Raw genomic sequence first — 25503 nt, forward strand, 5'->3', positions numbered from 1 at the left:
GCGCGCATGTTGCGCAGGATGTCCATCGCCGGCGGTGAGGCGCTCCATCATGCCCGTCTGATGATCCTGCCCACGCCCTTCGGCCTGTTCTGGGCGGTGCTGGTGTGCATGCTGCTGCTGCTGGGGATCAACTACGAGAATTCCCTCGCGCATGCGCTCGCATTCTGGTTGTTCTCGCTGGCGGTGATCAGCATCTTTCGAAGCTGGCGCAATCTTGCCGGTGTGCGCGTCCAGTTGATCGCGGATGGCGAGGCCTACGCAGGCGGTGAGTTGCGCCTGCTGGTCCGGCTGAGCGGGCGGGCGCGGGCGCGCGCCATCGATGTGCGTCTCGGGAATAGTCGTCAGCGTCTCGAGATTCATGCCGGAGAGGGCAGTGCGCCTATGGGGCTGCCGGTCGCTCTTCGTGGGCAGTTCACCTTGCCGCCATTGACGCTGGAGTCTCGCTGGCCGCTGGGGCTGGTGCGTCTGTGGTCCTGGGTCGCGATCGAGATGCCGGTGATGATCCACCCCTGTCCGCAGATGCCGGCCGCACCGCAGGGCAGTCGCAATACGCTGGAACAGGTCGAGCAGGGCGACTTCGCCGGCCTGCGTCGCTATGTGGCCGGTGATCCACCGGCGCATGTGGCCTGGAAGCACTGGGGGCGCAGCGGTGAGCTGGTCACCAAGCGTTTCGAGACGCCGGCACGCCCCTCCTTGTGGCTGGACTACGAGGCGTGCCATGGCGACATGGAACAGCGTCTCGGCGAATTGACGGCACGCGTGCTGGCGGCGGAGAAGTCACAGGCGACCTATGGGCTGCGCCTGCCGGGCCAGACGCTGGCCATCGCCAGTGGTGGGGCGCATCGGCGACGCGTACTGGAAGCGCTGGCCTTGTTTGGAGGAGAGACGGTGCTGCCCTGGGAGGTTCAGCAGCAGGCCGTGGCGCCTCGAGAGCTGGCCGGGAGGGCAAAGACATGACGCGAGCACATGGCAATGTCTCTCGCCGCTGGTGGCAACGCAAACCTCTGACGCCTGATCAGGCGCTTGGCTGGCTTGAACTGCGCCACCTGTTCATTGGCCAGTGTCTCGTGCTGGCGCTGCATCTGTTGTGGATGCCGATCTGGCTTGCACTCCCTGCGCTGCTGGCGGCGCTATGGCGGTTTCAGCAATTGCGCGCCCGCGTGCCGCGTGCCGGCATTCTGCTGCGGCTGGCGGCGGTATGTCTGGTGGCAGCAGGGCTGTTTCTGGAATACGGGCAGATGTTGCGCCTGGAGGCGATGATCGGCCTGCTGGTGGGAATCTATCTGCTCAAGCTGCTGGAAACTGACAGCCTGCGTGATGGTCGCGTGGTCTGTGGGCTGGGGTTTGTCGTGCTGGCCTCCGCCTTCCTGCATGATCAGGGGCCGGTGATGGCAGCTGCGGCGATTCTGGCCGCTGGCTGGCTGATCGGTGGTCTGGTCCTGATCGCCGGAGCGCGCCGCAGTGGTGAGGCACTGCGTGAGACTTGCTGGTTGATGGGCTTGTCATTGCCGCTGATGCTGGGATTGTTCGTGCTGTTTCCCCGTCTGCCGCCACTCTGGAACGTTCCTCAGCTGGAAGAGGCCACGACCGGTCTGACGGATAGCGTATCGCCCGGTGATATCGCAGCGCTGGGGCGCAGTGACGAGCTGGCTTTCCGAGCCCGTTTCGACGGTGCCTTGCCGGCAGCTTCAGAGCGCTACTGGCGTGTCTATACCTTGAGTCTGTTTGATGGCGTGCGCTGGTCACGTGCCTCCCCTGATAGGCTGCAGAGTGCGTTGGGTGGGCCGGCGTCGCGCTATGCCGTGCGTGGCAGGGGCGTGGACGGCGGCAGCCCCCGGCACCGTTATGAGCTGTTGCTGGAGCCGGACCCGCGCCCTTGGCGGCCAAGCCTCGGCGCTCCGTTGTCGAGTGATCAGGAGGCGCGTTATCTGGTGGACGGCACTCTGGAAGGGATGTCGTCACTCAACACCCGTGCATTGCTGAAATTGAGTTCCTCCGGTCAGCCTCCCTTGGCGGCACCACAATGGATGCAGCGTCTGGATCTGCTGTTGCCTGAGGATGGCAACCTCCGTGCTCGCGCATTCGCTCGTGATCTGATGCATCAGGCGGGTGGAGACCCCCAAGGCTTCCTTCGCCTCCTGTTCCAGCATTTCCATCGTCAGCCTTACCACTACACCCTCACGCCCCCGCGTCTTGAGGGCATGAATCGTGTGGACGATTTCCTGTTTGATAGCCTGCAGGGGTATTGCACGCATTACGCATCGACTACCGTCTTTCTGGCGCGGGCAGCAGGAATCCCGGCGCGCATGGTGGCGGGCTATCTCGGTGGAGAGGCGCAGGGTGGCGCCGCGAGCGGTGAGCGTGAGTTGAGCATTCGGCAGTACGATGCCCATGCCTGGGTCGAGGTGTTCCATGGGGGGCGCTGGCACCGGTTCGACCCGACGGCGGCGGTGGCTCCCGAGCGTATTGCCCAGGGGGCGCTCAGTCTGCAAGGTCAGCCGGGTTTCATGGCAGATGCCGGTCTGCGCGCCTTCACGCTGAATAATTCCATGCTTCGTGATCTGAGGCGTCAGTGGGAGCGTTTCGAGTACCGCTGGCAGCGAAGTGTCGTGGGGTTCCGCCTGGAACAGCAGCGTAGTCTGTGGCAGCGGATGTTCGGCGAGTTTCGCTGGGAGTGGCTGGTCTGGGGGGTACTCGGATTGCTGGCCTGTGTGGTACTGGTAGGGGCGGTGCTGGTGCTCTGGTCTGGTCGTGAGGTAACGACACATGCCGGTGTCAGAGCCTACCGTCGGCTGGCGAAGCGTCTGGAGCGCTCCGGGCTTGGCCCTGGCCCGGGTGAGGCGCCCGGCAGTCACCTGCGGCGTGTCGCACGGCTGCAGCCGGAAAATGTTAAAGAATTGTTACAGCTGTCGGAAGTCGTTGAACAATGGATTTACAATGATGACGCGCAAGAGGGCGCTTCTCATGCCGGCGGCTCGTCTTCTCGTAGCATGCGTCGCCAGTGGTCAGCGTTATGCCGTAAGTTGTCATAGTTCACGTTTTCCATCGTGGTGGTGTGTGATTCCTTGTTTTCTGGGCATTTTTCGAGATTAGGTATCTCAGTCTCGTTGCGTGGCACCACTACGGAAAATTGCTAGGTTGCGGTAAGTGTTTTTGTGTATCAAAATGTAACCATCTGATTTTGTCGATCATGCCATTGCGCCCTTCGCAGCATGATGCAGCACCTTTCCCCAGCAGGAGTAAGTCCCCATGGTTCAGGTCATTCGCACAGAAGGCACAGTACTTGTTGTTTCCGCCACTAACGAGTCGCAGCGTGTCGTCAATGGAATGACGCTTGAACCTACTGCCACCCTGATCGCGCCGCAGGGAGCGATCATCGTGCTGGAAGACGGTTCTCGGTTGGTGGTGCCGCAAGGGGCCCCGATCGGTATCGAGGTACTGCTCGCAGAGTCTCGCGATGACGCACCTGTCGACCCGACGGTAGAAGCATTGCGCGAAGCGATTGCCCGAGGCGAAGACCCGACGGCCATTCAGGAGGCACCGGCAGCGGGGGAAAATGCAGGGTCTCCGGGCAGCAGTCGCAGTGGCTTCCTGGATGCCTCTGGCGTCGGTCGGGATGGCCGTGTCGAGCGCACTTCCTACGAATATGAAGGTGGGTTCACCGATCCCACCTATACCGAAGAAGACGAAGATGGCCTCGGGTTGGATCCTGAGTCGACGGAAACCGACCTGGCCTTGACCGTCGATGCGCCGGCGCTGACCTCCGACACCACGCCGACCATCGTCGGCACCACCGATGCCGAAGACGGCAGCACCGTCACGCTGATCATCACCGACAGTGACGGCAACGAGCAGACCGTCACCGCCACCGTCGAGAATGGCACCTACAGCGTCGATGCCGAGACGCCGCTGAGCGAAGGCGAGTACAGCGTCGAGGCCACTGTCACCGACCCGGCCGGCAACACCGCGACCAGCAATGACGTGGGTGAGATCGACGCAAGCGCGCCGGCTCTGACCGTCGATGCGCCGGCGCTGACCTCCGACACCACGCCGACCATCGTCGGCACCACCGATGCCGAAGACGGCAGCACCGTCACGCTGATCATCACCGACAGTGACGGCAACGAGCAGACCGTCACCGCCACCGTCGAGAATGGCACCTACAGCGTCGATGCCGAGACGCCGCTGAGCGAAGGCGAGTACAGCGTCGAGGCCACTGTCACCGACCCGGCCGGCAACACCGCGACCAGCAATGACGTGGGTGAGATCGACGCAAGCGCGCCGGCTCTGACCGTCGATGCGCCGGCGCTGACCTCCGACACCACGCCGACCATCGTCGGCACCACCGATGCCGAAGACGGCAGCACCGTCACGCTGGTCATCACCGACAGTAACGGCAACGAGCAGACCGTCACCGCGACCGTCGAAAACGGCACCTATACGGTTGACGCCGAGACGCCGCTGAGCGAAGGCGAGTACAGCGTCGAAGCCACCGTCACCGACCCGGCCGGCAACACCGCGACCAGCAATGACGTGGGCGAGATCGATCTGTCCGCCCCGGCACTGACCGTCGATGCGCCGGCGCTGACCTCCGACACCACGCCGACCATCGTCGGCACCACCGATGCCGAAGACGGCAGCACTGTCACGCTGGTCATCACCGACAGCGATGGTAACGAGCAGACCGTCACCGCCACCGTCGAGAACGGCACCTACAGCGTCGATGCCGAGACGCCGCTGAGCGAAGGCGAATATAGCGTCGAAGCCACCGTCACCGACCCGGCCGGCAACACCGCGACCAGCAATGACGTGGGCGAGATCGATCTGTCCGCCCCGGCACTGACCGTCGATGCGCCGGCGCTGACCTCCGACACCACGCCGACCATCGTCGGCACCACCGATGCCGAAGACGGCAGCACTGTCACGCTGGTCATCACCGACAGCGATGGTAACGAGCAGACCGTCACCGCCACCGTCGAGAACGGCACCTACAGCGTCGATGCCGAGACGCCGCTGAGCGAAGGCGAATATAGCGTCGAAGCCACCGTCACCGACCCGGCCGGCAACACCGCGACCAGCAATGACGTGGGCGAGATCGATCTGTCCGCCCCGGCACTGACCGTCGATGCGCCGGCGCTGACCTCCGACACCACGCCGACCATCGTCGGTACCACCGACGCCGAGGACGGCAGCACCGTCACGCTGCTCATCACCGACAGTGAAGGCAACGAGCAGACCGTCACCGCCACCGTCGAGAACGGCACCTACAGCGTCGATGCCGAGACGCCGCTGAGCGAAGGCGAGTACAGCGTCGAAGCCACCGTCACCGACCCGGCCGGCAACACCGCGACCAGCAATGACGTGGGCGAGATCGATCTGTCCGCTCCGGCTCTGACCGTCGATGCGCCGGCGCTGACCTCCGACACCACGCCGACCATCGTCGGCACCACCGATGCCGAAGATGGCAGCACCGTGACCCTGGTCATCACCGACAGTGACGGCAACGAGCAGACCGTCACCGCCACCGTCGAGAATGGCACCTACAGCGTCGATGCCGAGACGCCGCTGAGCGAAGGCGAGTACAGCGTCGAAGCCACTGTCACCGACCCGGCCGGCAACACCGCGACCAGCAATGACGTGGGCACACTGGTTGGCAGTGATTCTGGCGCGGTAACAGAGGATGGCGTTACCGAAGCTTCCGGCACGCTTGTCGATGTTGAAAGCACCGATGTGGTCGCTGGCTCCCAAAGCGATGATTACGGCACTTTCAGCATCAATGAGTCAGGTGAGTGGACCTACACGCTCGATAACGAAGCCGCTGCCGTCCAGGGGCTGGATGCAGGCGATACTGTCAGCCAGTCATTTGTGGTCGAGCTGACCGATGGGACGACTACCACGGTCAACATCGTCATCACCGGCACCGACGACCTGCCGGTCATCACGGCCGATTCTGGCGCCGTGGAAGAAGACACCACCCTGGAAGCCAGCGGTACGCTGACGGCCACGGATGCCGACAACCCGGATCTGGCCTTCGTCGCCGCCACCGATGACAGCAGTGTCTACGGCAGCTTCGAGGTCGCCGCCGATGGCAGCTGGACCTACACCCTCGACAATGACGCGACGGAAACCCAGGCACTGGCTGCCGGCGAGACCGTCACCGAGACCTACACCGTCACGCTGAGCGATGACTCGACCACCACGGTCGACATCGTCATCACCGGCACCGACGACCTGCCGGTCATCACGGCCGATTCTGGCGCCGTGGAAGAAGACGGCACTCTGGAAGCCACTGGCACGCTGACCGCCACGGATGCCGACAACCCGGATCTGGCCTTCGTCGCCGCCACCGATGACAGCAGTGTCTACGGCAGCTTCGAGGTCGCCGCCGATGGCAGCTGGACCTACACCCTCGACAATGACGCCGCCGAGACCCAGGCACTGGCTGCCGGCGAGACCGTCACCGAGACCTACACCGTCACGCTGAGCGATGACTCGACCACCACGGTCGACATCGTCATCACCGGCGTGGACGACGGCGCCGTGATCTCCGATGACAGCGGTGAAGTCACCGAAGACACCACCCTGGAAGCCAGCGGTACGCTGACGGCCACGGATGCCGACAACCCGGATCTGGCCTTCGTCGCCGCCACCGATGACAGCAGTGTCTACGGCAGCTTCGAGGTCGCCGCCGACGGCAGCTGGACCTACACCCTCGACAATGACGCCGCCGAAACCCAGGCACTGGCTGCCGGCGAGACCGTCACCGAGACCTATACCGTCACGCTGAGCGATGACTCGACCACCACGGTCGACATCGTCATCACCGGCGTGGACGACGGCGCCGTGATCTCCGATGACAGCGGTGAAGTCACCGAAGACACCACCCTGGAAGCCAGCGGTACGCTGACGGCCACGGATGCCGACAACCCGGATCTGGCCTTCGTCGCCGCCACCGATGACAGCAGTGTCTACGGCAGCTTCGAGGTCGCCGCCGATGGCAGCTGGACCTACACCCTCGACAATGACGCCACCGAGACCCAGGCACTGGCCGCGGGCGAGACCGTCACCGAGACCTACACCGTCACGCTGAGCGATGACTCGACCACCACGGTCAACATCGTCATCACTGGTACCGACGACCTGCCGGTCATCACGGCCGATTCTGGCGCCGTGAAAGAAGACGGCACCCTGGAAGCCAGCGGCACGCTGACGGCCACGGATGCCGACAACCCGGATCTGGCCTTCGTCGCCGCCACCGATGACAGCAGTGTCTACGGCAGCTTCGAGGTCGCCGCCGATGGCAGCTGGACCTACACCCTCGACAATGACGCCGCCGAGACCCAGGCACTGGCTGCCGGCGAGACCGTCACCGAGACCTACACCGTCACGCTGAGCGATGACTCGACCACCACGGTCAACATCGTCATCACCGGCGTGGACGACGGCGCCGTGATCTCCGATGACAGCGGTGAAGTCACCGAAGACACCACCCTGGAAGCCAGCGGTACGCTGACGGCCACGGATGCCGACAACCCGGATCTGGCCTTCGTCGCCGCCACCGATGACAGCAGTGTCTACGGCAGCTTCGAGGTCGCCGCCGACGGCAGCTGGACCTACACCCTCGACAATGACGCCACCGAGACCCAGGCACTGGCTGCCGGCGAGACCGTCACCGAGACCTATACCGTCACGCTGAGCGATGACTCGACCACCACGGTCGACATCGTCATCACCGGTACCGACGACCTGCCGGTCATCACGGCCGATTCTGGCGCCGTGGAAGAAGACGGCATCCTGGAAGCCACTGGCACGCTGACGGCCACGGATGCCGACAACCCGGATCTGGCCTTCGTCGCCGCCACCGATGACAGCAGTGTCTACGGCAGCTTCGAGGTCGCCGCCGATGGCAGCTGGACCTACACCCTCGACAATGACGCCACCGAGACCCAGGCACTGGCCGCGGGCGAGACCGTCACCGAGACCTATACCGTCACGCTGAGCGATGACTCGACCACCACGGTCGATATCGTCATCACCGGCGTGGACGACGGCGCCGTGATCTCCGATGACAGCGGTGAAGTCACCGAAGACACCACCCTGGAAGCCAGCGGTACGCTGACGGCCACGGATGCCGACAACCCGGATCTGGCCTTCGTCGCCGCCACCGATGACAGCAGTGTCTACGGCAGCTTCGAGGTCGCCGCCGATGGCAGCTGGACCTACACCCTCGACAATGACGCGACGGAAACCCAGGCACTGGCTGCCGGCGAGACCGTCACCGAGACCTACACCGTCACGCTGAGCGATGACTCGACCACCACGGTCGACATCGTCATCACCGGCACCGACGACCTGCCGGTCATCACGGCCGATTCTGGCGCCGTGGAAGAAGACGGCACTCTGGAAGCCACTGGCACGCTGACCGCCACGGATGCCGACAACCCGGATCTGGCCTTCGTCGCCGCCACCGATGACAGCAGTGTCTACGGCAGCTTCGAGGTCGCCGCCGATGGCAGCTGGACCTACACCCTCGACAATGACGCCGCCGAGACCCAGGCACTGGCTGCCGGCGAGACCGTCACCGAGACCTACACCGTCACGCTGAGCGATGACTCGACCACCACGGTCGACATCGTCATCACCGGTACCGACGACCTGCCGGTCATCACGGCCGATTCTGGCGCCGTGGAAGAAGACGGCACCCTGGAAGCCAGCGGCACGCTGACGGCCACGGATGCCGACAACCCGGATCTGGCCTTCGTCGCCGCCACCGATGACAGCAGTGTCTACGGCAGCTTCGAGGTCGCCGCCGACGGCAGCTGGACCTACACCCTCGACAATGACGCCGCCGAGACCCAGGCACTGGCTGCCGGCGAGACCGTCACCGAGACCTACACCGTCACGCTGAGCGATGACTCGACCACCACGGTCGACATCGTCATCACCGGCGTGGACGACGGCGCCGTGATCTCCGATGACAGCGGTGAAGTCACCGAAGACACCACCCTGGAAGCCAGCGGTACGCTGACGGCCACGGATGCCGACAACCCGGATCTGGCCTTCGTCGCCGCCACCGATGACAGCAGTGTCTACGGCAGCTTCGAGGTCGCCGCCGACGGCAGCTGGACCTACACCCTCGACAATGACGCCGCCGAAACCCAGGCACTGGCTGCCGGCGAGACCGTCACCGAGACCTATACCGTCACGCTGAGCGATGACTCGACCACCACGGTCGACATCGTCATCACCGGCGTGGACGACGGCGCCGTGATCTCCGATGACAGCGGTGAAGTCACCGAAGACACCACCCTGGAAGCCAGCGGTACGCTGACGGCCACGGATGCCGACAACCCGGATCTGGCCTTCGTCGCCGCCACCGATGACAGCAGTGTCTACGGCAGCTTCGAGGTCGCCGCCGACGGCAGCTGGACCTACACCCTCGACAATGACGCCACCGAGACCCAGGCACTGGCTGCCGGCGAGACCGTCACCGAGACCTATACCGTCACGCTGAGCGATGACTCGACCACCACGGTCGACATCGTCATCACCGGTACCGACGACCTGCCGGTCATCACGGCCGATTCTGGCGCCGTGGAAGAAGACGGCATCCTGGAAGCCACTGGCACGCTGACGGCCACGGATGCCGACAACCCGGATCTGGCCTTCGTCGCTGCCACCGATGACAGCAGTGTCTACGGCAGCTTCGAGGTCGCCGCCGACGGCAGCTGGACCTACACCCTCGACAATGACGCCGCCGAAACCCAGGCACTGGCTGCCGGCGAGACCGTCACCGAGACCTACACCGTCACGCTGAGCGATGACTCGACCACCACGGTCGACATCGTCATCACCGGCACCGACGACCTGCCGGTCATCACGGCCGATTCTGGCGCCGTGGAAGAAGACACCACCCTGGAAGCCAGCGGTACGCTGACGGCCACGGATGCCGACAACCCGGATCTGGCCTTCGTCGCCGCCACCGATGACAGCAGTGTCTACGGCAGCTTCGAGGTCGCCGCCGACGGCAGCTGGACCTACACCCTCGACAATGACGCCGCCGAAACCCAGGCACTGGCTGCCGGCGAGACCGTCACCGAGACCTATACCGTCACGCTGAGCGATGACTCGACCACCACGGTCGACATCGTCATCACCGGCGTGGACGACGGCGCCGTGATCTCCGATGACAGCGGTGAAGTCACCGAAGACACCACCCTGGAAGCCAGCGGTACGCTGACGGCCACGGATGCCGACAACCCGGATCTGGCCTTCGTCGCCGCCACCGATGACAGCAGTGTCTACGGCAGCTTCGAGGTCGCCGCCGATGGCAGCTGGACCTACACCCTCGACAATGACGCCGCCGAAACCCAGGCACTGGCCGCCGGCGAGACCGTCACCGAGACCTACACCGTCACGCTGAGCGATGACTCGACCACCACGGTCAACATCGTCATCACCGGCGTGGACGACGGCGCCGTGATCTCCGATGACAGCGGTGAAGTCACCGAAGACACCACCCTGGAAGCCAGCGGTACGCTGACGGCCACGGATGCCGACAACCCGGATCTGGCCTTCGTCGCCGCCACCGATGACAGCAGTGTCTACGGTAGCTTCGAGGTCGCCGCCGATGGCAGCTGGACCTACACCCTCGACAATGACGCCACCGAGACCCAGGCACTGGCCGCGGGCGAGACCGTCACCGAGACCTACACCGTCACGCTGAGCGATGACTCGACCACCACGGTCGACATCGTCATCACCGGCGTGGACGACGGCGCCGTGATCTCCGATGACAGCGGTGAAGTCACCGAAGACACCACCCTGGAAGCCAGCGGTACGCTGACGGCCACGGATGCCGACAACCCGGATCTGGCCTTCGTCGCCGCCACCGATGACAGCAGTGTCTACGGCAGCTTCGAGGTCGCCGCCGACGGCAGCTGGACCTACACCCTCGACAATGACGCCGCCGAAACCCAGGCACTGGCTGCCGGCGAGACCGTCACCGAGACCTATACCGTCACGCTGAGCGATGACTCGACCACCACGGTCGACATCGTCATCACCGGCGTGGACGACGGCGCCGTGATCTCCGATGACAGCGGTGAAGTCACCGAAGACACCACCCTGGAAGCCAGCGGTACGCTGACGGCCACGGATGCCGACAACCCGGATCTGGCCTTCGTCGCCGCCACCGATGACAGCAGTGTCTACGGCAGCTTCGAGGTCGCCGCCGATGGCAGCTGGACCTACACCCTCGACAATGACGCCGCCGAAACCCAGGCACTGGCTGCCGGCGAGACCGTCACCGAGACCTACACCGTCACGCTGAGCGATGACTCGACCACCACGGTCAACATCGTCATCACCGGCGTGGACGACGGCGCCGTGATCTCCGATGACAGCGGTGAAGTCACCGAAGACACCACCCTGGAAGCCAGCGGTACGCTGACGGCCACGGATGCCGACAACCCGGATCTGGCCTTCGTCGCCGCCACCGATGACAGCAGTGTCTACGGCAGCTTCGAGGTCGCCGCCGATGGCAGCTGGACCTACACCCTCGACAATGACGCCACCGAGACCCAGGCACTGGCCGCGGGCGAGACCGTTACCGAGACCTACACCGTCACGCTGAGCGATGACTCGACCACCACGGTCGACATCGTCATCACCGGCGTGGACGACGGCGCCGTGATCTCCGATGACAGCGGTGAAGTCACCGAAGACACCACCCTGGAAGCCAGCGGTACGCTGACGGCCACGGATGCCGACAACCCGGATCTGGCCTTCGTCGCCGCCACCGATGACAGCAGTGTCTACGGCAGCTTCGAGGTCGCCGCCGACGGCAGCTGGACCTACACCCTCGACAATGACGCCGCCGAAACCCAGGCACTGGCTGCCGGCGAGACCGTCATCGAGACCTATACCGTCACGCTGAGCGATGACTCGACCACCACGGTCGACATCGTCATCACCGGCGTGGACGACGGCGCCGTGATCTCCGATGACAGCGGTGAAGTCACCGAAGACACCACCCTGGAAGCCAGCGGTACGCTGACGGCCACGGATGCCGACAACCCGGATCTGGCCTTCGTCGCCGCCACCGATGACAGCAGTGTCTACGGCAGCTTCGAGGTCGCCGCCGACGGCAGCTGGACCTACACCCTCGACAATGACGCCGCCGAGACCCAAGCACTGGCCGCGGGCGAGACCGTCACCGAGACCTACACCGTCACGCTGAGCGATGACTCGACCACCACGGTCGACATCGTCATCACCGGCGTGGACGACGGCGCCGTGATCTCCGATGACAGCGGTGAAGTCACCGAAGACACCACCCTGGAAGCCAGCGGTACGCTGACGGCCACGGATGCCGACAACCCGGATCTGGCCTTCGTCGCCGCCACCGATGACAGCAGTGTCTACGGCAGCTTCGAGGTCGCCGCCGATGGCAGCTGGACCTACACCCTCGACAATGACGCCACCGAGACCCAGGCACTGGCCGCGGGCGAGACCGTCACCGAGACCTACACCGTCACGCTGAGCGATGACTCGACCACCACGGTCAACATCGTCATCACCGGCGTGGACGACGGCGCCGTGATCTCCGATGACAGCGGTGAAGTCACCGAAGACACCACCCTGGAAGCTAGCGGTACGCTGACGGCCACGGACGCCGACAACCCGGATCTGGCCTTCGTCGCCGCCACCGATGACAGCAGTGTCTACGGCAGCTTCGAGGTCGCCGCCGACGGCAGCTGGACCTACACCCTCGACAATGACGCCACCGAGACCCAGGCACTGGCCGCGGGCGAGACCGTCACCGAGACCTACACCGTCACGCTGAGCGATGACTCGACCACCACGGTCGACATCGTCATCACCGGTACCGACGACCTGCCGGTCATCACGGCCGATTCTGGCGCCGTGGAAGAAGACACCACCCTGGAAGCCAGCGGCACGCTGACGGCCACGGATGCCGACAACCCGGATCTGGCCTTCGTCGCCGCCACCGATGACAGCAGTGTCTACGGCAGCTTCGAGGTCGCCGCCGACGGCAGCTGGACCTACATCCTCGACAATGACGCCGCCGAGACCCAGGCACTGGCTGCCGGCGAGACCGTCACCGAGACCTACACCGTCACGCTGAGCGATGACTCGACCACCACGGTCGACATCGTCATCACCGGCGTGGACGACGGCGCCGTGATCTCCGATGACAGCGGTGAAGTCACCGAAGACACCACCCTGGAAGCCAGCGGTACGCTGACGGCCACGGACGCCGACAACCCGGATCTGGCCTTCGTCGCCGCCACCGATGACAGCAGTGTCTACGGCAGCTTCGAGGTCGCCGCCGACGGCAGCTGGACCTACACCCTCGACAATGACGCCACCGAGACCCAGGCACTGGCCGCGGGCGAGACCGTCACCGAGACCTACACCGTCACGCTGAGCGATGACTCGACCACCACGGTCGACATCGTCATCACCGGCACCGACGACCTGCCGGTCATCACGGCTGATTCTGGCGCCGTGAAAGAAGACGGCACCCTGGAAGCCAGCGGCACGCTGACGGCCACGGATGCCGACAACCCGGATCTGGCCTTCGTCGCCGCCACCGATGACAGCAGTGTCTACGGCAGCTTCGAGGTCGCCGCCGACGGCAGCTGGACCTACATCCTCGACAATGACGCCGCCGAGACCCAGGCACTGGCTGCCGGCGAGACCGTCACCGAGACCTACACCGTCACGCTGAGCGATGACTCGACCACCACGGTCAACATCGTCATCACCGGCGTGGACGACGGCGCCGTGATCTCCGATGACAGCGGTGAAGTCACCGAAGACACCACCCTGGAAGCCAGCGGTACGCTGACGGCCACGGATGCCGACAACCCGGATCTGGCCTTCGTCGCCGCCACCGATGACAGCAGTGTCTACGGCAGCTTCGAGGTCGCCGCCGATGGCAGCTGGACCTACACCCTCGATAATGACGCCGCCGAAACCCAGGCACTGGCTGCCGGCGAGACCGTCACCGAGACCTACACCGTCACGCTGAGCGATGACTCGACCACCACGGTCGACATCGTCATCACCGGTACCGACGACCTGCCGGTCATCACGGCCGATTCTGGCGCCGTGGAAGAAGACACCACCCTGGAAGCCAGCGGCACGCTGACGGCCACGGATGCCGACAACCCGGATCTGGCCTTCGTCGCCGCCACCGATGACAGCAGTGTCTACGGCAGCTTCGAGGTCGCCGCCGACGGCAGCTGGACCTACATCCTCGACAATGACGCCGCCGAGACCCAGGCACTGGCTGCCGGCGAGACCGTCACCGAGACCTACACCGTCACGCTGAGCGATGACTCGACCACCACGGTCGACATCGTCATCACCGGCGTGGACGACGGCGCCGTGATCTCCGATGACAGCGGTGAAGTCACCGAAGACACCACCCTGGAAGCCAGCGGTACGCTGACGGCCACGGACGCCGACAACCCGGATCTGGCCTTCGTCGCCGCCACCGATGACAGCAGTGTCTACGGCAGCTTCGAGGTCGCCGCCGACGGCAGCTGGACCTACACCCTCGACAATGACGCCACCGAGACCCAGGCACTGGCCGCGGGCGAGACCGTCACCGAGACCTACACCGTCACGCTGAGCGATGACTCGACCACCACGGTCGACATCGTCATCACCGGCACCGACGACCTGCCGGTCATCACGGCTGATTCTGGCGCCGTGAAAGAAGACGGCACCCTGGAAGCCAGCGGCACGCTGACGGCCACGGATGCCGACAACCCGGATCTGGCCTTCGTCGCCGCCACCGATGACAGCAGTGTCTACGGCAGCTTCGAGGTCGCCGCCGACGGCAGCTGGACCTACATCCTCGACAATGACGCCGCCGAGACCCAGGCACTGGCTGCCGGCGAGACCGTCACCGAGACCTACACCGTCACGCTGAGCGATGACTCGACCACCACGGTCGACATCGTCATCACCGGCGTGGACGACGGCGCCGTGATCTCCGATGACAGCGGTGAAGTCACCGAAGACACCACCCTGGAAGCCAGCGGTACGCTGACGGCCACGGACGCCGACAACCCGGATCTGGCCTTCGTCGCCGCCACCGATGACAGCAGTGTCTACGGCAGCTTCGAGGTCGCCGCCGACGGCAGCTGGACCTACACCCTCGACAATGACGCCACCGAGACCCAGGCACTGGCCGCGGGCGAGACCGTCACCGAGACCTACACCGTCACGCTGAGCGATGACTCGACCACCACGGTCGACATCGTCATCACCGGCACCGACGACCTGCCGGTCATCACGGCTGATTCTGGCGCCGTGAAAGAAGACGGCACCCTGGAAGCCAGCGGCACGCTGACGGCCACGGATGCCGACAACCCGGATCTGGCCTTCGTCGCCGCCACCGATGACAGCAGTGTCTACGGCAGCTTCGAGGTCGCCGCCGACGGCAGCTGGACCTACATCCTCGACAATGACGCCGCCGAGACCCAGGCACTGGCTGCCGGCGAGACCGTCACCGAGACCTACACCGTCACGCTGAGCGATGACTCGACCACCACGGTCAACATCGTCATCACCGGCGTGGACGACGGCGCCGTGATCTCCGATGACAGCGGTGAAGTCACCGAAGACACCACCCTGGAAGCCAGCGGTACGCTGACGGCCACGGATGCCGACAACCCGGATCTGGCCTTCGTCGCCGCCACCGATGACAGCAGTGTCTACGGCAGCTTCGAGGTCGCCGCCGATGGCAGCTGGACCTACACCCTCGATAATGACGCCGCCGAAACCCAGGCACTGGCTGCCGGCGAGACCGTCACCGAGACCTACACCGTCACGCTGAGCGATGACTCGACCACCACGGTCGACATCGTCATCACCGGTACCGACGACCTGCCGGTCATCACGGCCGATTCTGGCGCCGTGGAAGAAGACACCACCCTGGAAGCCAGCGGCACGCTGACGGCCACGGATGCCGACAACCCGGATCTGGCCTTCGTCGCCGCCACCGATGACAGCAGTGTCTACGGCAGCTTCGAGGTCGCCGCCGACGGCAGCTGGACCTACATCCTCGACAATGACGCCGCCGAGACCCAGGCACTGGCTGCCGGCGAGACCGTCACCGAGACCTACACCGTCACGCTGAGCGATGACTCGACCACCACGGTCGACATCGTCATCACCGGCGTGGACGACGGCGCCGTGATCTCCGATGACAGCGGTGAAGTCACCGAAGACACCACCCTGGAAGCCAGCGGTACGCTGACGGCCACGGACGCCGACAACCCGGATCTGGCCTTCGTCGCCGCCACCGATGACAGCAGTGTCTACGGCAGCTTCGAGGTCGCCGCCGACGGCAGCTGGACCTACACCCTCGACAATGACGCCACCGAGACCCAGGCACTGGCCGCGGGCGAGACCGTCACCGAGACCTACACCGTCACGCTGAGCGATGACTCGACCACCACGGTCGACATCGTCATCACCGGCACCGACGACCTGCCGGTCATCACGGCCGATTCTGGCGCCGTGGAAGAAGACACCACCCTGGAAGCCAGCGGTACGCTGACGGCCACGGATGCCGACAACCCGGATCTGGCCTTCGTCGCCGCCACCGATGACAGCAGTGTCTACGGTAGCTTCGAGGTCGCCGCCGATGGCAGCTGGACCTACACCCTCGACAATGACGCCACCGAGACCCAGGCACTGGCTGCCGGCGAGACCGTCACCGAGACCTACACCGTCACGCTGAGCGATGACTCGACCACCACGGTCGACATCGTCATCACCGGCGTGGACGACGGCGCCGTGATCTCCGATGACAGCGGTGAAGTCACCGAAGACACCACCCTGGAAGCCAGCGGTACGCTGACGGCCACGGATGCCGACAACCCGGATCTGGCCTTCGTCGCCGCCACCGATGACAGCAGTGTCTACGGCAGCTTCGAGGTCGCCGCCGATGGCAGCTGGACCTACACCCTCGATAATGACGCCGCCGAAACCCAGGCACTGGCTGCCGGCGAGACCGTCACCGAGACCTACACCGTCACGCTGAGCGATGACTCGACCACCACGGTCGACATCGTCATCACCGGTACCGACGACCTGCCGGTCATCACGGCCGATTCTGGCGCCGTGGAAGAAGACACCACCCTGGAAGCCAGCGGTACGCTGACGGCCACGGATGCCGACAACCCGGATCTGGCCTTCGTCGCCGCCACCGATGACAGCAGTGTCTACGGCAGCTTCGAGGTCGCCGCCGACGGCAGCTGGACCTACACCCTCGACAATGACGCCGCCGAGACCCAGGCACTGGCTGCCGGCGAGACCGTCACCGAGACCTACACCGTCACGCTGAGCGATGACTCGACCACCACGGTCGACATCGTCATCACCGGCGTGGACGACGGCGCCGTGATCTCCGATGACAGCGGTGAAGTCACCGAAGACACCACCCTGGAAGCCAGCGGTACGCTGACGGCCACGGATGCCGACAACCCGGATCTGGCCTTCGTCGCCGCCACCGATGACAGCAGTGTCTACGGCAGCTTCGAGGTCGCCGCCGACGGCAGCTGGACCTACACCCTCGACAATGACGCCACCGAGACCCAGGCACTGGCCGCGGGCGAGACCGTCACCGAGACCTACACCGTCACGCTGAGCGATGACTCGACCACCACGGTCGACATCGTCATCACCGGCGTGGACGACGGCGCCGTGATCTCCGATGACAGCGGTGAAGTCACCGAAGACACCACCCTGGAAGCCAGCGGCACGCTGACGGCCACGGATGCCGACAACCCGGATCTGGCCTTCGTCGCCGCCACCGATGACAGCAGTGTCTACGGCAGCTTCGAGGTCGCCGCCGACGGCAGCTGGACCTACATCCTCGACAATGACGCCGCCGAGACCCAGGCACTGGCTGCCGGCGAGACCGTCACCGAGACCTACACCGTCACGCTGAGCGATGACTCGACCACCACGGTCAACATCGTCATCACCGGCGTGGACGACGGCGCCGTGATCTCCGATGACAGCGGTGAAGTCACCGAAGACACCACCCTGGAAGCCAGCGGTACGCTGACGGCCACGGATGCCGACAACCCGGATCTGGCCTTCGTCGCCGCCACCGATGACAGCAGTGTCTACGGCAGCTTCGAGGTCGCCGCCGATGGCAGCTGGACCTACACCCTCGATAATGACGCCGCCGAAACCCAGGCACTGGCTGCCGGCGAGACCGTCACCGAGACCTACACCGTCACGCTGAGCGATGACTCGACCACCACGGTCGACATCGTCATCACCGGTACCGACGACCTGCCGGTCATCACGGCCGATTCTGGCGCCGTGGAAGAAGACACCACCCTGGAAGCCAGCGGTACGCTGACGGCCACGGATGCCGACAACCCGGATCTGGCCTTCGTCGCCGCCACCGATGACAGCAGTGTCTACGGCAGCTTCGAGGTCGCCGCCGACGGCAGCTGGACCTACACCCTCGACAATGACGCCGCCGAGACCCAGGCACTGGCTGCCGGCGAGACCGTCACCGAGACCTACACCGTCACGCTGAGCGATGACTCGACCACCACGGTCGACATCGTCATCACCGGCGTGGACGACGGCGCCGTGATCTCCGATGACAGCGGTGAAGTCACCGAAGACACCACCCTGGAAGCCAGCGGTACGCTGACGGCCACGGATGCCGACAACCCGGATCTGGCCTTCGTCGCCGCCACCGATGACAGCAGTGTCTACGGCAGCTTCGAGGTCGCCGCCGACGGCAGCTGGACCTACACCCTCGACAATGACGCCACCGAGACCCAGGCACTGGCCGCGGGCGAGACCGTCACCGAGACCTACACCGTCACGCTGAGCGATGACTCGACCACCACGGTCGACATCGTCATCACCGGCGTGGACGACGGCGCCGTGATCTCCGATGACAGCGGTGAAGTCACCGAAGACACCACCCTGGAAGCCAGCGGTACGCTGACGGCCACGGATGCCGACAACCCGGATCTGGCCTTCGTCGCCGCCACCGATGACAGCAGTGTCTACGGTAGCTTCGAGGTCGCCGCCGATGGCAGCTGGACCTACACCCTCGACAATGACGCCACCGAGACCCAGGCACTGGCTGCCGGCGAGACCGTCACCGAGACCTACACCGTCACGCTGAGCGATGACTCGACCACCACGGTCGACATCGTCATCACCGGCGTGGACGACGGCGCCGTGATCTCCGATGACAGCGGTGAAGTCACCGAAGACACCACCCTGGAAGCCAGCGGTACGCTGACGGCCACGGATGCCGACAACCCGGATCTGGCCTTCGTCGCCGCCACCGATGACAGCAGTGTCTACGGCAGCTTCGAGGTCGCCGCCGATGGCAGCTGGACCTACACCCTCGACAATGACGCCGCCGAAACCCAGGCACTGGCCGCGGGCGAGACCGTCACCGAGACCTACACCGTCACGCTGAGCGATGACTCGACCACCACGGTCAACATCGTCATCACCGGCGTGGACGACGGCGCCGTGATCTCCGATGACAGCGGTGAAGTCACCGAAGACACCACCCTGGAAGCCAGCGGTACGCTGACGGCCACGGATGCCGACAACCCGGATCTGGCCTTCGTCGCCGCCACCGATGACAGCAGTGTCTACGGCAGCTTCGAGGTCGCCGCCGACGGCAGCTGGACCTACACCCTCGACAACGAGTCGGCCGCGGTGCAGAGCCTGACGCCAGATGACACCATCAGCGAGCAGTACACCGTGACGCTGACCGATGGGACGACCACCACGGTCGACATCACCATCACCGGCGCGACCGATGCCGCGCCGACCATCACGCTGGCAGACAAGGAAGTGACCGAGGCCACGGGTGCCACTGTCACTGACACCTTCCAGGTCGAGGCAGATGCCGGCATCGCCAGCGTCACCATCAATGGCACGGATATCACTTCGGCGTCAGTGGATAACCCCATCGTGATTCCGGGCGCGACTGATGACGAAGGGATGCTGACCATTACCGGCTACGATTCAGGCACCGTGTCCTACACCTATGTGGAGGATGGTACGGCTGCGGATCACACGGCTGGTGACAATAGCGTGTTCGACAACTTCGCCGTGGTCGTCACTGACTTGGCAGGACAGAGCACGAGCGACAGCCTTGACGTCAAGATTCTGGATACCGCGCCGGTTGCCAACCCTGATGAACGCACCATCGAGGAAGATGCGACGGATGAACTGACTGGCAACGTGATTGACGGTATCAATGACACCGCCGATACGCTGGGCGCCGATACGCCGTTCATGGTCTGCAAACTGGACGATAAAGGGATTGCCGACGGCGGCAGTGCGACCGTCACCGGCGACTATGGCACGCTGACACTCAATAGTGACGGCAGCTATACCTACGTATTGGATACCACCAAGACGCAGTCGCTGGCTGATGGTGTGCAGGCGGAAGATGTCTTCACTTATGTCCTGGAGGACAGTGATGGTGATACGTCTACCACCACGCTGACCATCAACATCACGGGGTCTGACGATCTGCCGGTACTTACCGCAGACACTGGTGCCGTGAGTGAGGACGACGTACTGAGTGCCACTGGTGCGCTGACGGCTACCGACGTGGACGGCATCGCTCCGACCTTCGTCGCCGCCACCGATGACAGCAGTGTCTACGGCAGCTTCGAGGTCGCCGCCGACGGCAGCTGGACCTACACGCTTGATAACGACAGTGCAGACGTACAAGGCCTGATTGAAGGACAGACCGTCACCGAGCAATACATCGTGAGCCTGTCGGATGGCACCAGCACTACCGTCGATATCATTATTACCGGTGCTGATGATGGTGAGCCGACCATCGACTCGTTGGAAGATCAGTCAGTCATCGAGGGTGAGGGTGCGACCGTCACCGATACCTTCAATGTCCAGGCTGATACTGGCATCGCTACCGTCACCATCAACGGCACCGATATCACCGGCGCGACTGCAGACAATCCGGTCGCGATTCCTGGCACGGATGGTGATGAAGGTACGTTGACCGTCACTGGCTACGATGCCGACACGGGCACCGTCTCTTACCGCTATGTGGAAGATGGTACTGCCGCTGATCACTCTGGCGGCGATGACAGCGTTGTCGATAGCTTCACCGTGGTGGTGACGGATGTTACCGGTGCAACAGCCACCGACAGCCTCGACGTCACGGTTCTGGATACCGCGCCTGTCGCCAATGATGACACCTACACCATTCGTGAGGACGATACTTCCCCTGATGGTGAGCCGGTGATCAGTACCAATGTCATCACGAGTGTTTTGGGTCGTGGTCAGGATGAGCTTGGTGCCGACGCCGTGACCATCACGAAACTGGACGGCATCTTGCTGGCAGACAACGGGGGTAGTGTTACCGTCGATGGCAGCTATGGCAGCCTGACCCTCAATACCGATGGCAGCTTCAGTTATGACCTGGACGATGTACGTGCCCAGGCATTGGGAGCGGGTGATCTGGTCAAGGAGGAGTTCGAGTACACCATTCTTGATGCGGATGGGGATTCGGATACCGCTGTCATCACCATCAATGTCCAGGGCTTGAACGACAAGCCGGTGGCCTATGACGATGGCCCGATTCTGGTCGAGGAAGATACTCCGGTCAGCGGCAACGTCCTGAGCAACGATGTTGATGCCGATGGTGATGAGTTGAGCGTCTTCAGCTTCACTGTTGACGGCGATACCTACGACCCGGGCGAGACGGCGGATCTTGGCGAAGTCGGCACGCTACTTATCAATGCCGATGGTACCTTCACCTTCACGCCCGGCGAGAACTACAACGGTCCGGTGCCTGATACCACCTATGTGATCACGGATGGCACCGAGTTCGATGAAGCCATTCTCAGCTTCCAGGATGTCACGGCGGTCGATGACCCGGTTGTCATCAGTGCCGATGATGGCGCTGTTGCCGAAGATGGTGTGACACAAGCGTCGGGTACGCTGACCGCGACCGATGTCGATAGTGTTGCGCCGACATTCGTGGCCGCGACCGATGACAGCAGTGACTACGGCAGCTTCACTGTCAATGCTGACGGTAGCTGGACCTATACGCTCGACAACGACACAGCTGCTGTTCAGGGGCTGACGTCTGAAGACGAGATTGTCGAGCAGTACACCGTCACGCTCAGCGATGGTTCCACCACGACAGTGGATATCGTGATCACCGGTACTGATGATGCACTGCCGGTCATCAATTCACTGGAAGATCAGTCCGTCACCGAAGCGACAGGAAGTACGGTCACCGATACCTTTACCGTGAAAGCTGCGGCAGGTATTGCGGCAGTGACGATCGCTGGTGTGGATATCACGGATGCCAACACCTCACCGGTAGTGATCTCCAATCCAGATGGCGAAGGGACGCTGACCGTCACAGGCTATGATGCCGACACCGGGGTGGTCTCCTACAGCTATGTGGAAGATGGCACTGCGGCTGATCATTCCGGTGGCGATGACAGTGTCGTTGACGACTTCGCTGTCGTGGTGACGGATCTTGCCGGTCAGAGCACCGCATCCAGTCTGGATGTCACCGTTCTGGACACCGCGCCGATAGCCAATGCTGATACCCGCAGCATGAACGAGAATCGCAGTGCTGCCGTTACCGGCAATGTGGTGGACGGCTCATCTGCGACGGCGGACACCCTGGGGGCCGATGCGGTCACCGTCACCGCCGTCACTTCCGGATCAGAAACCGTCGCGGTGAGCGATGGCGCGGCGGCTGTGATCACTGGTGCTCATGGCGAGCTGACGCTTGAAGCGGATGGCTCCTACAGCTACCAGTCAGCACGCGAAGATCTGCAGTTCCTCGCGGCGGGTGAGTCGGTCACGGATGTCTATACCTACGTGATCAGGGATGCTGACGGTGATACCTCCAGCACCACTCTGACGATCACCATCAATGGTCGCAACGACGGCCCGGCGATCAGCGTCAACAGTGGTGATAGCGCCTCCGCCAGTCTGACGGAAACGGACTCCGCCCTGAGCACCAGCGGTACGCTGTCGGTGACGGATGTGGATCTCAGCAATAGCGTGACGCCAAGCGTGACCAGTGTCTCCAGCAATGGTGATACTGGCGCGCTGGACAACGATGATCTGCTTGCGCTGCTGGGGGTGGACACCGGCGCCATCATCGATGACGAGAACACTGAAGGGACGCTCAACTGGACCTTCGACAGCAGTGCTGCCGGGGAAAGCTTCGACTACCTGTCTGCAGGCGAGTCACTGGTCCTGACCTACACCGTCACTGTCACGGATACGGCGGGAGCGACAGCTACCCAGGATGTCACCATTACCATTCAGGGGACGAATGACGCTCCGGTGGTGACTGCGACTGAAGGCCGCGTCAGCGAAGAAGGGCTCGAAGGCGGTATCGCCGACAGTGATGCGGCTGATGGCTTCACGGATACTACCGATGCCACCATCGTCACCGGTACGGTTTCGGTCACGGATGTCGACAGTGACAGTGTCTCGCTGGTGCTGACGGCGCCTGCCACGGCCATCACCTCCGGTGGCAGTGCGGTGACCTGGTCCGGCAGCGGCACCCAATCAATGGTGGCAACCGATGCCGAGGGCAATGAAGTCGCGACGGTCACCATCGATGACAGCGGCACCTATACCTTCACTCTGAGTCAGGCGGTTGATCACTCGGGTGACGGGGAAGATGTCCTGTCTCTGGACTTCGGTGTACTCGCAACGGATAGCGAAGGCGCAAGCTCCACCGGCACGCTGACCATCGGCATCGAGGATGATGCCCCCGAGCAGCAAGAAGCACAGAGCTTCTCCTCGACGTTGGTGGATACCAATCTCACTATCATTCTTGATGTGTCAGGTTCCATGAATGCAACTGATGGAATCGATGGTGAAACTCGCCTGCAGAGCGCTATTGATTCCATCAAGTCTCTGATTGAGGCCTACGATGACTTTGGTGACGTACGTATCAATCTGGTGACATTCTCATCCATCGGTACGGCTCAGAATGCTTGGGTGACCGTAGGAGAGGCTGAGAGCATTCTGGATAACCTGCAGGCCGGTGGTTATACCAATTATGATTCCGCTCTTGCAGCTGCTATCGAGAATTATTCTGAAGATGGAGCATTGGAGGATGCGCAAAGCATTTCCTATTTCTTCTCCGATGGTGAACCTAACTTTGGTGATGGTGATGATGAAGCCCTGAATGTGCTTGTGGGTAATACCATCTTCCGTTCAGATGCAGGTATCTCGGAGAGTGAAGAGAATATCTGGACAGATTTTCTGGTTGAGAATGGCATCAAGTCATACGCGATAGGACTGGGAGGCAGTGTCGATGAAGACAACCTCAATCCAATTGCCTACGATGGTTCAGCGGACGAAGATATCGATAGTACAGTCGTGACCAGCTTCGAGGATCTCGACGATACGCTTGCTGCCACGGTCCAATCACCCGTCAGTGGTCAGCTGGTATCAGGCAGTTCCGTAGATGGCAGTTTGTTGGGAGCGGATGGTGGTTATCTGCAGTCGGTCACTGTGGATGGCACTACCTACAGTTATGATCCGGATACCAATGCTGTTTCTGCCACTGGTACCGACAACAGCAGCTACGATGCAGGCAGCCTGGAGTTGACCATCTCGACGGATCTGGGTGGCAGCATGCTGTTCAATCTGGGGACCGGTGACTTCTCCTATACGCCGCCGGACAATGTCAGTGCGCGTTCCACGGACAGCTTCGATTACGTCACGGTCGACAACGACGGGGATACCAACACTTCAAGTGTCAGTATCGACGTCGACAAGCTGTCGGTCCTGATCGGGACCTCTGGCAACGACACCCTGACAGGCGATGGCGATGGCCCGTTCTATGCCGATTATCTGATTGGCCAGGGCGGCAATGACATCTTGAGTGGCGGTGCGGGCAGCGATCGTCTGGAAGGCGGTAGCGGCAACGATACGCTGAGAGGTGGTACCGGCAACGATATCCTGTCCGGTGGCGAGGGCGATGATCTTCTGGTGGGTGGCTCCGGCAACGACATCCTCACCGGTGGCGATGGGGCAGACACCTTCCAGTGGATGAGTGGTGATGACGTCAACAGCGAAGGCGGCATGGCGACGGATACCATCACCGACTTCAGTGTGGCGGATGGCGACGTCATCGATCTGTCGGATCTCCTTCAGTCCAATGGGGACGCCGATGCGCTCTCGAGCTTCCTGCACTTCGAGTCAGATGGGGACGGCGGTACCACCATCGAGATCAGTGTGGACGGCTCTGGGGGCAGCAATGTCACCCAGGAGATCACTCTGCAGGATGTGGATCTGACATCGGGCGGTGATTCCGATGCCCAGATCATCCAGTCGCTGCTGGACAGCAACAGTCTCAAGACAAATACCAACGTTGACGGTTGATGCAAAAGATAAGGGAGATGGCTTAGGCCATCTCCCTTTTATTGC

General features: G+C 63.3%; 3 protein-coding genes. All 3 read left to right on the top strand.

The annotated features are described in order from the left end of the window. Window positions 1-6: 6 nt before the first annotated feature. Window positions 7-957: a DUF58 domain-containing protein gene (locus BFX80_RS02835; protein WP_205632726.1), complete on the top strand. Its 951-nt coding sequence runs from the start codon at window positions 7-9 to the stop codon at window positions 955-957. After that, the gene (locus BFX80_RS02840) at window positions 954-3032 is read left to right on the top strand and encodes a transglutaminase TgpA family protein (protein ID WP_084207909.1); all 2079 of its coding nucleotides are present in this window, start codon (window positions 954-956) and stop codon (window positions 3030-3032) included. The genes BFX80_RS02835 and BFX80_RS02840 overlap by 4 nt, the downstream gene beginning before the upstream one ends. Before the next feature lie 295 nt (window positions 3033-3327). Beyond that, complete coding sequence (locus BFX80_RS17730) at window positions 3328-25458, top strand: VCBS domain-containing protein (protein ID WP_167592966.1); 22131 nt, start codon at window positions 3328-3330, stop codon at window positions 25456-25458. Window positions 25459-25503: the final 45 nt, after the last annotated feature.

Source organism: Cobetia marina, from assembly GCF_001720485.1.
In the GTDB taxonomy this organism is placed as follows: domain Bacteria; phylum Pseudomonadota; class Gammaproteobacteria; order Pseudomonadales; family Halomonadaceae; genus Cobetia; species Cobetia marina.

Bases quoted from the DNA above. Each gene is read 5' to 3' on its own strand.
- BFX80_RS02835 (WP_205632726.1), top strand. From the start codon at position 7: ATGTTGCGCAGGATGTCCATCGCCGGCGGTGAGGCGCTCCATCATGCC.
- BFX80_RS02840 (WP_084207909.1), top strand. From the start codon at position 954: ATGACGCGAGCACATGGCAATGTCTCTCGCCGCTGGTGGCAACGCAAA.
- BFX80_RS17730 (WP_167592966.1), top strand. From the start codon at position 3,328: ATGACGCTTGAACCTACTGCCACCCTGATCGCGCCGCAGGGAGCGATC.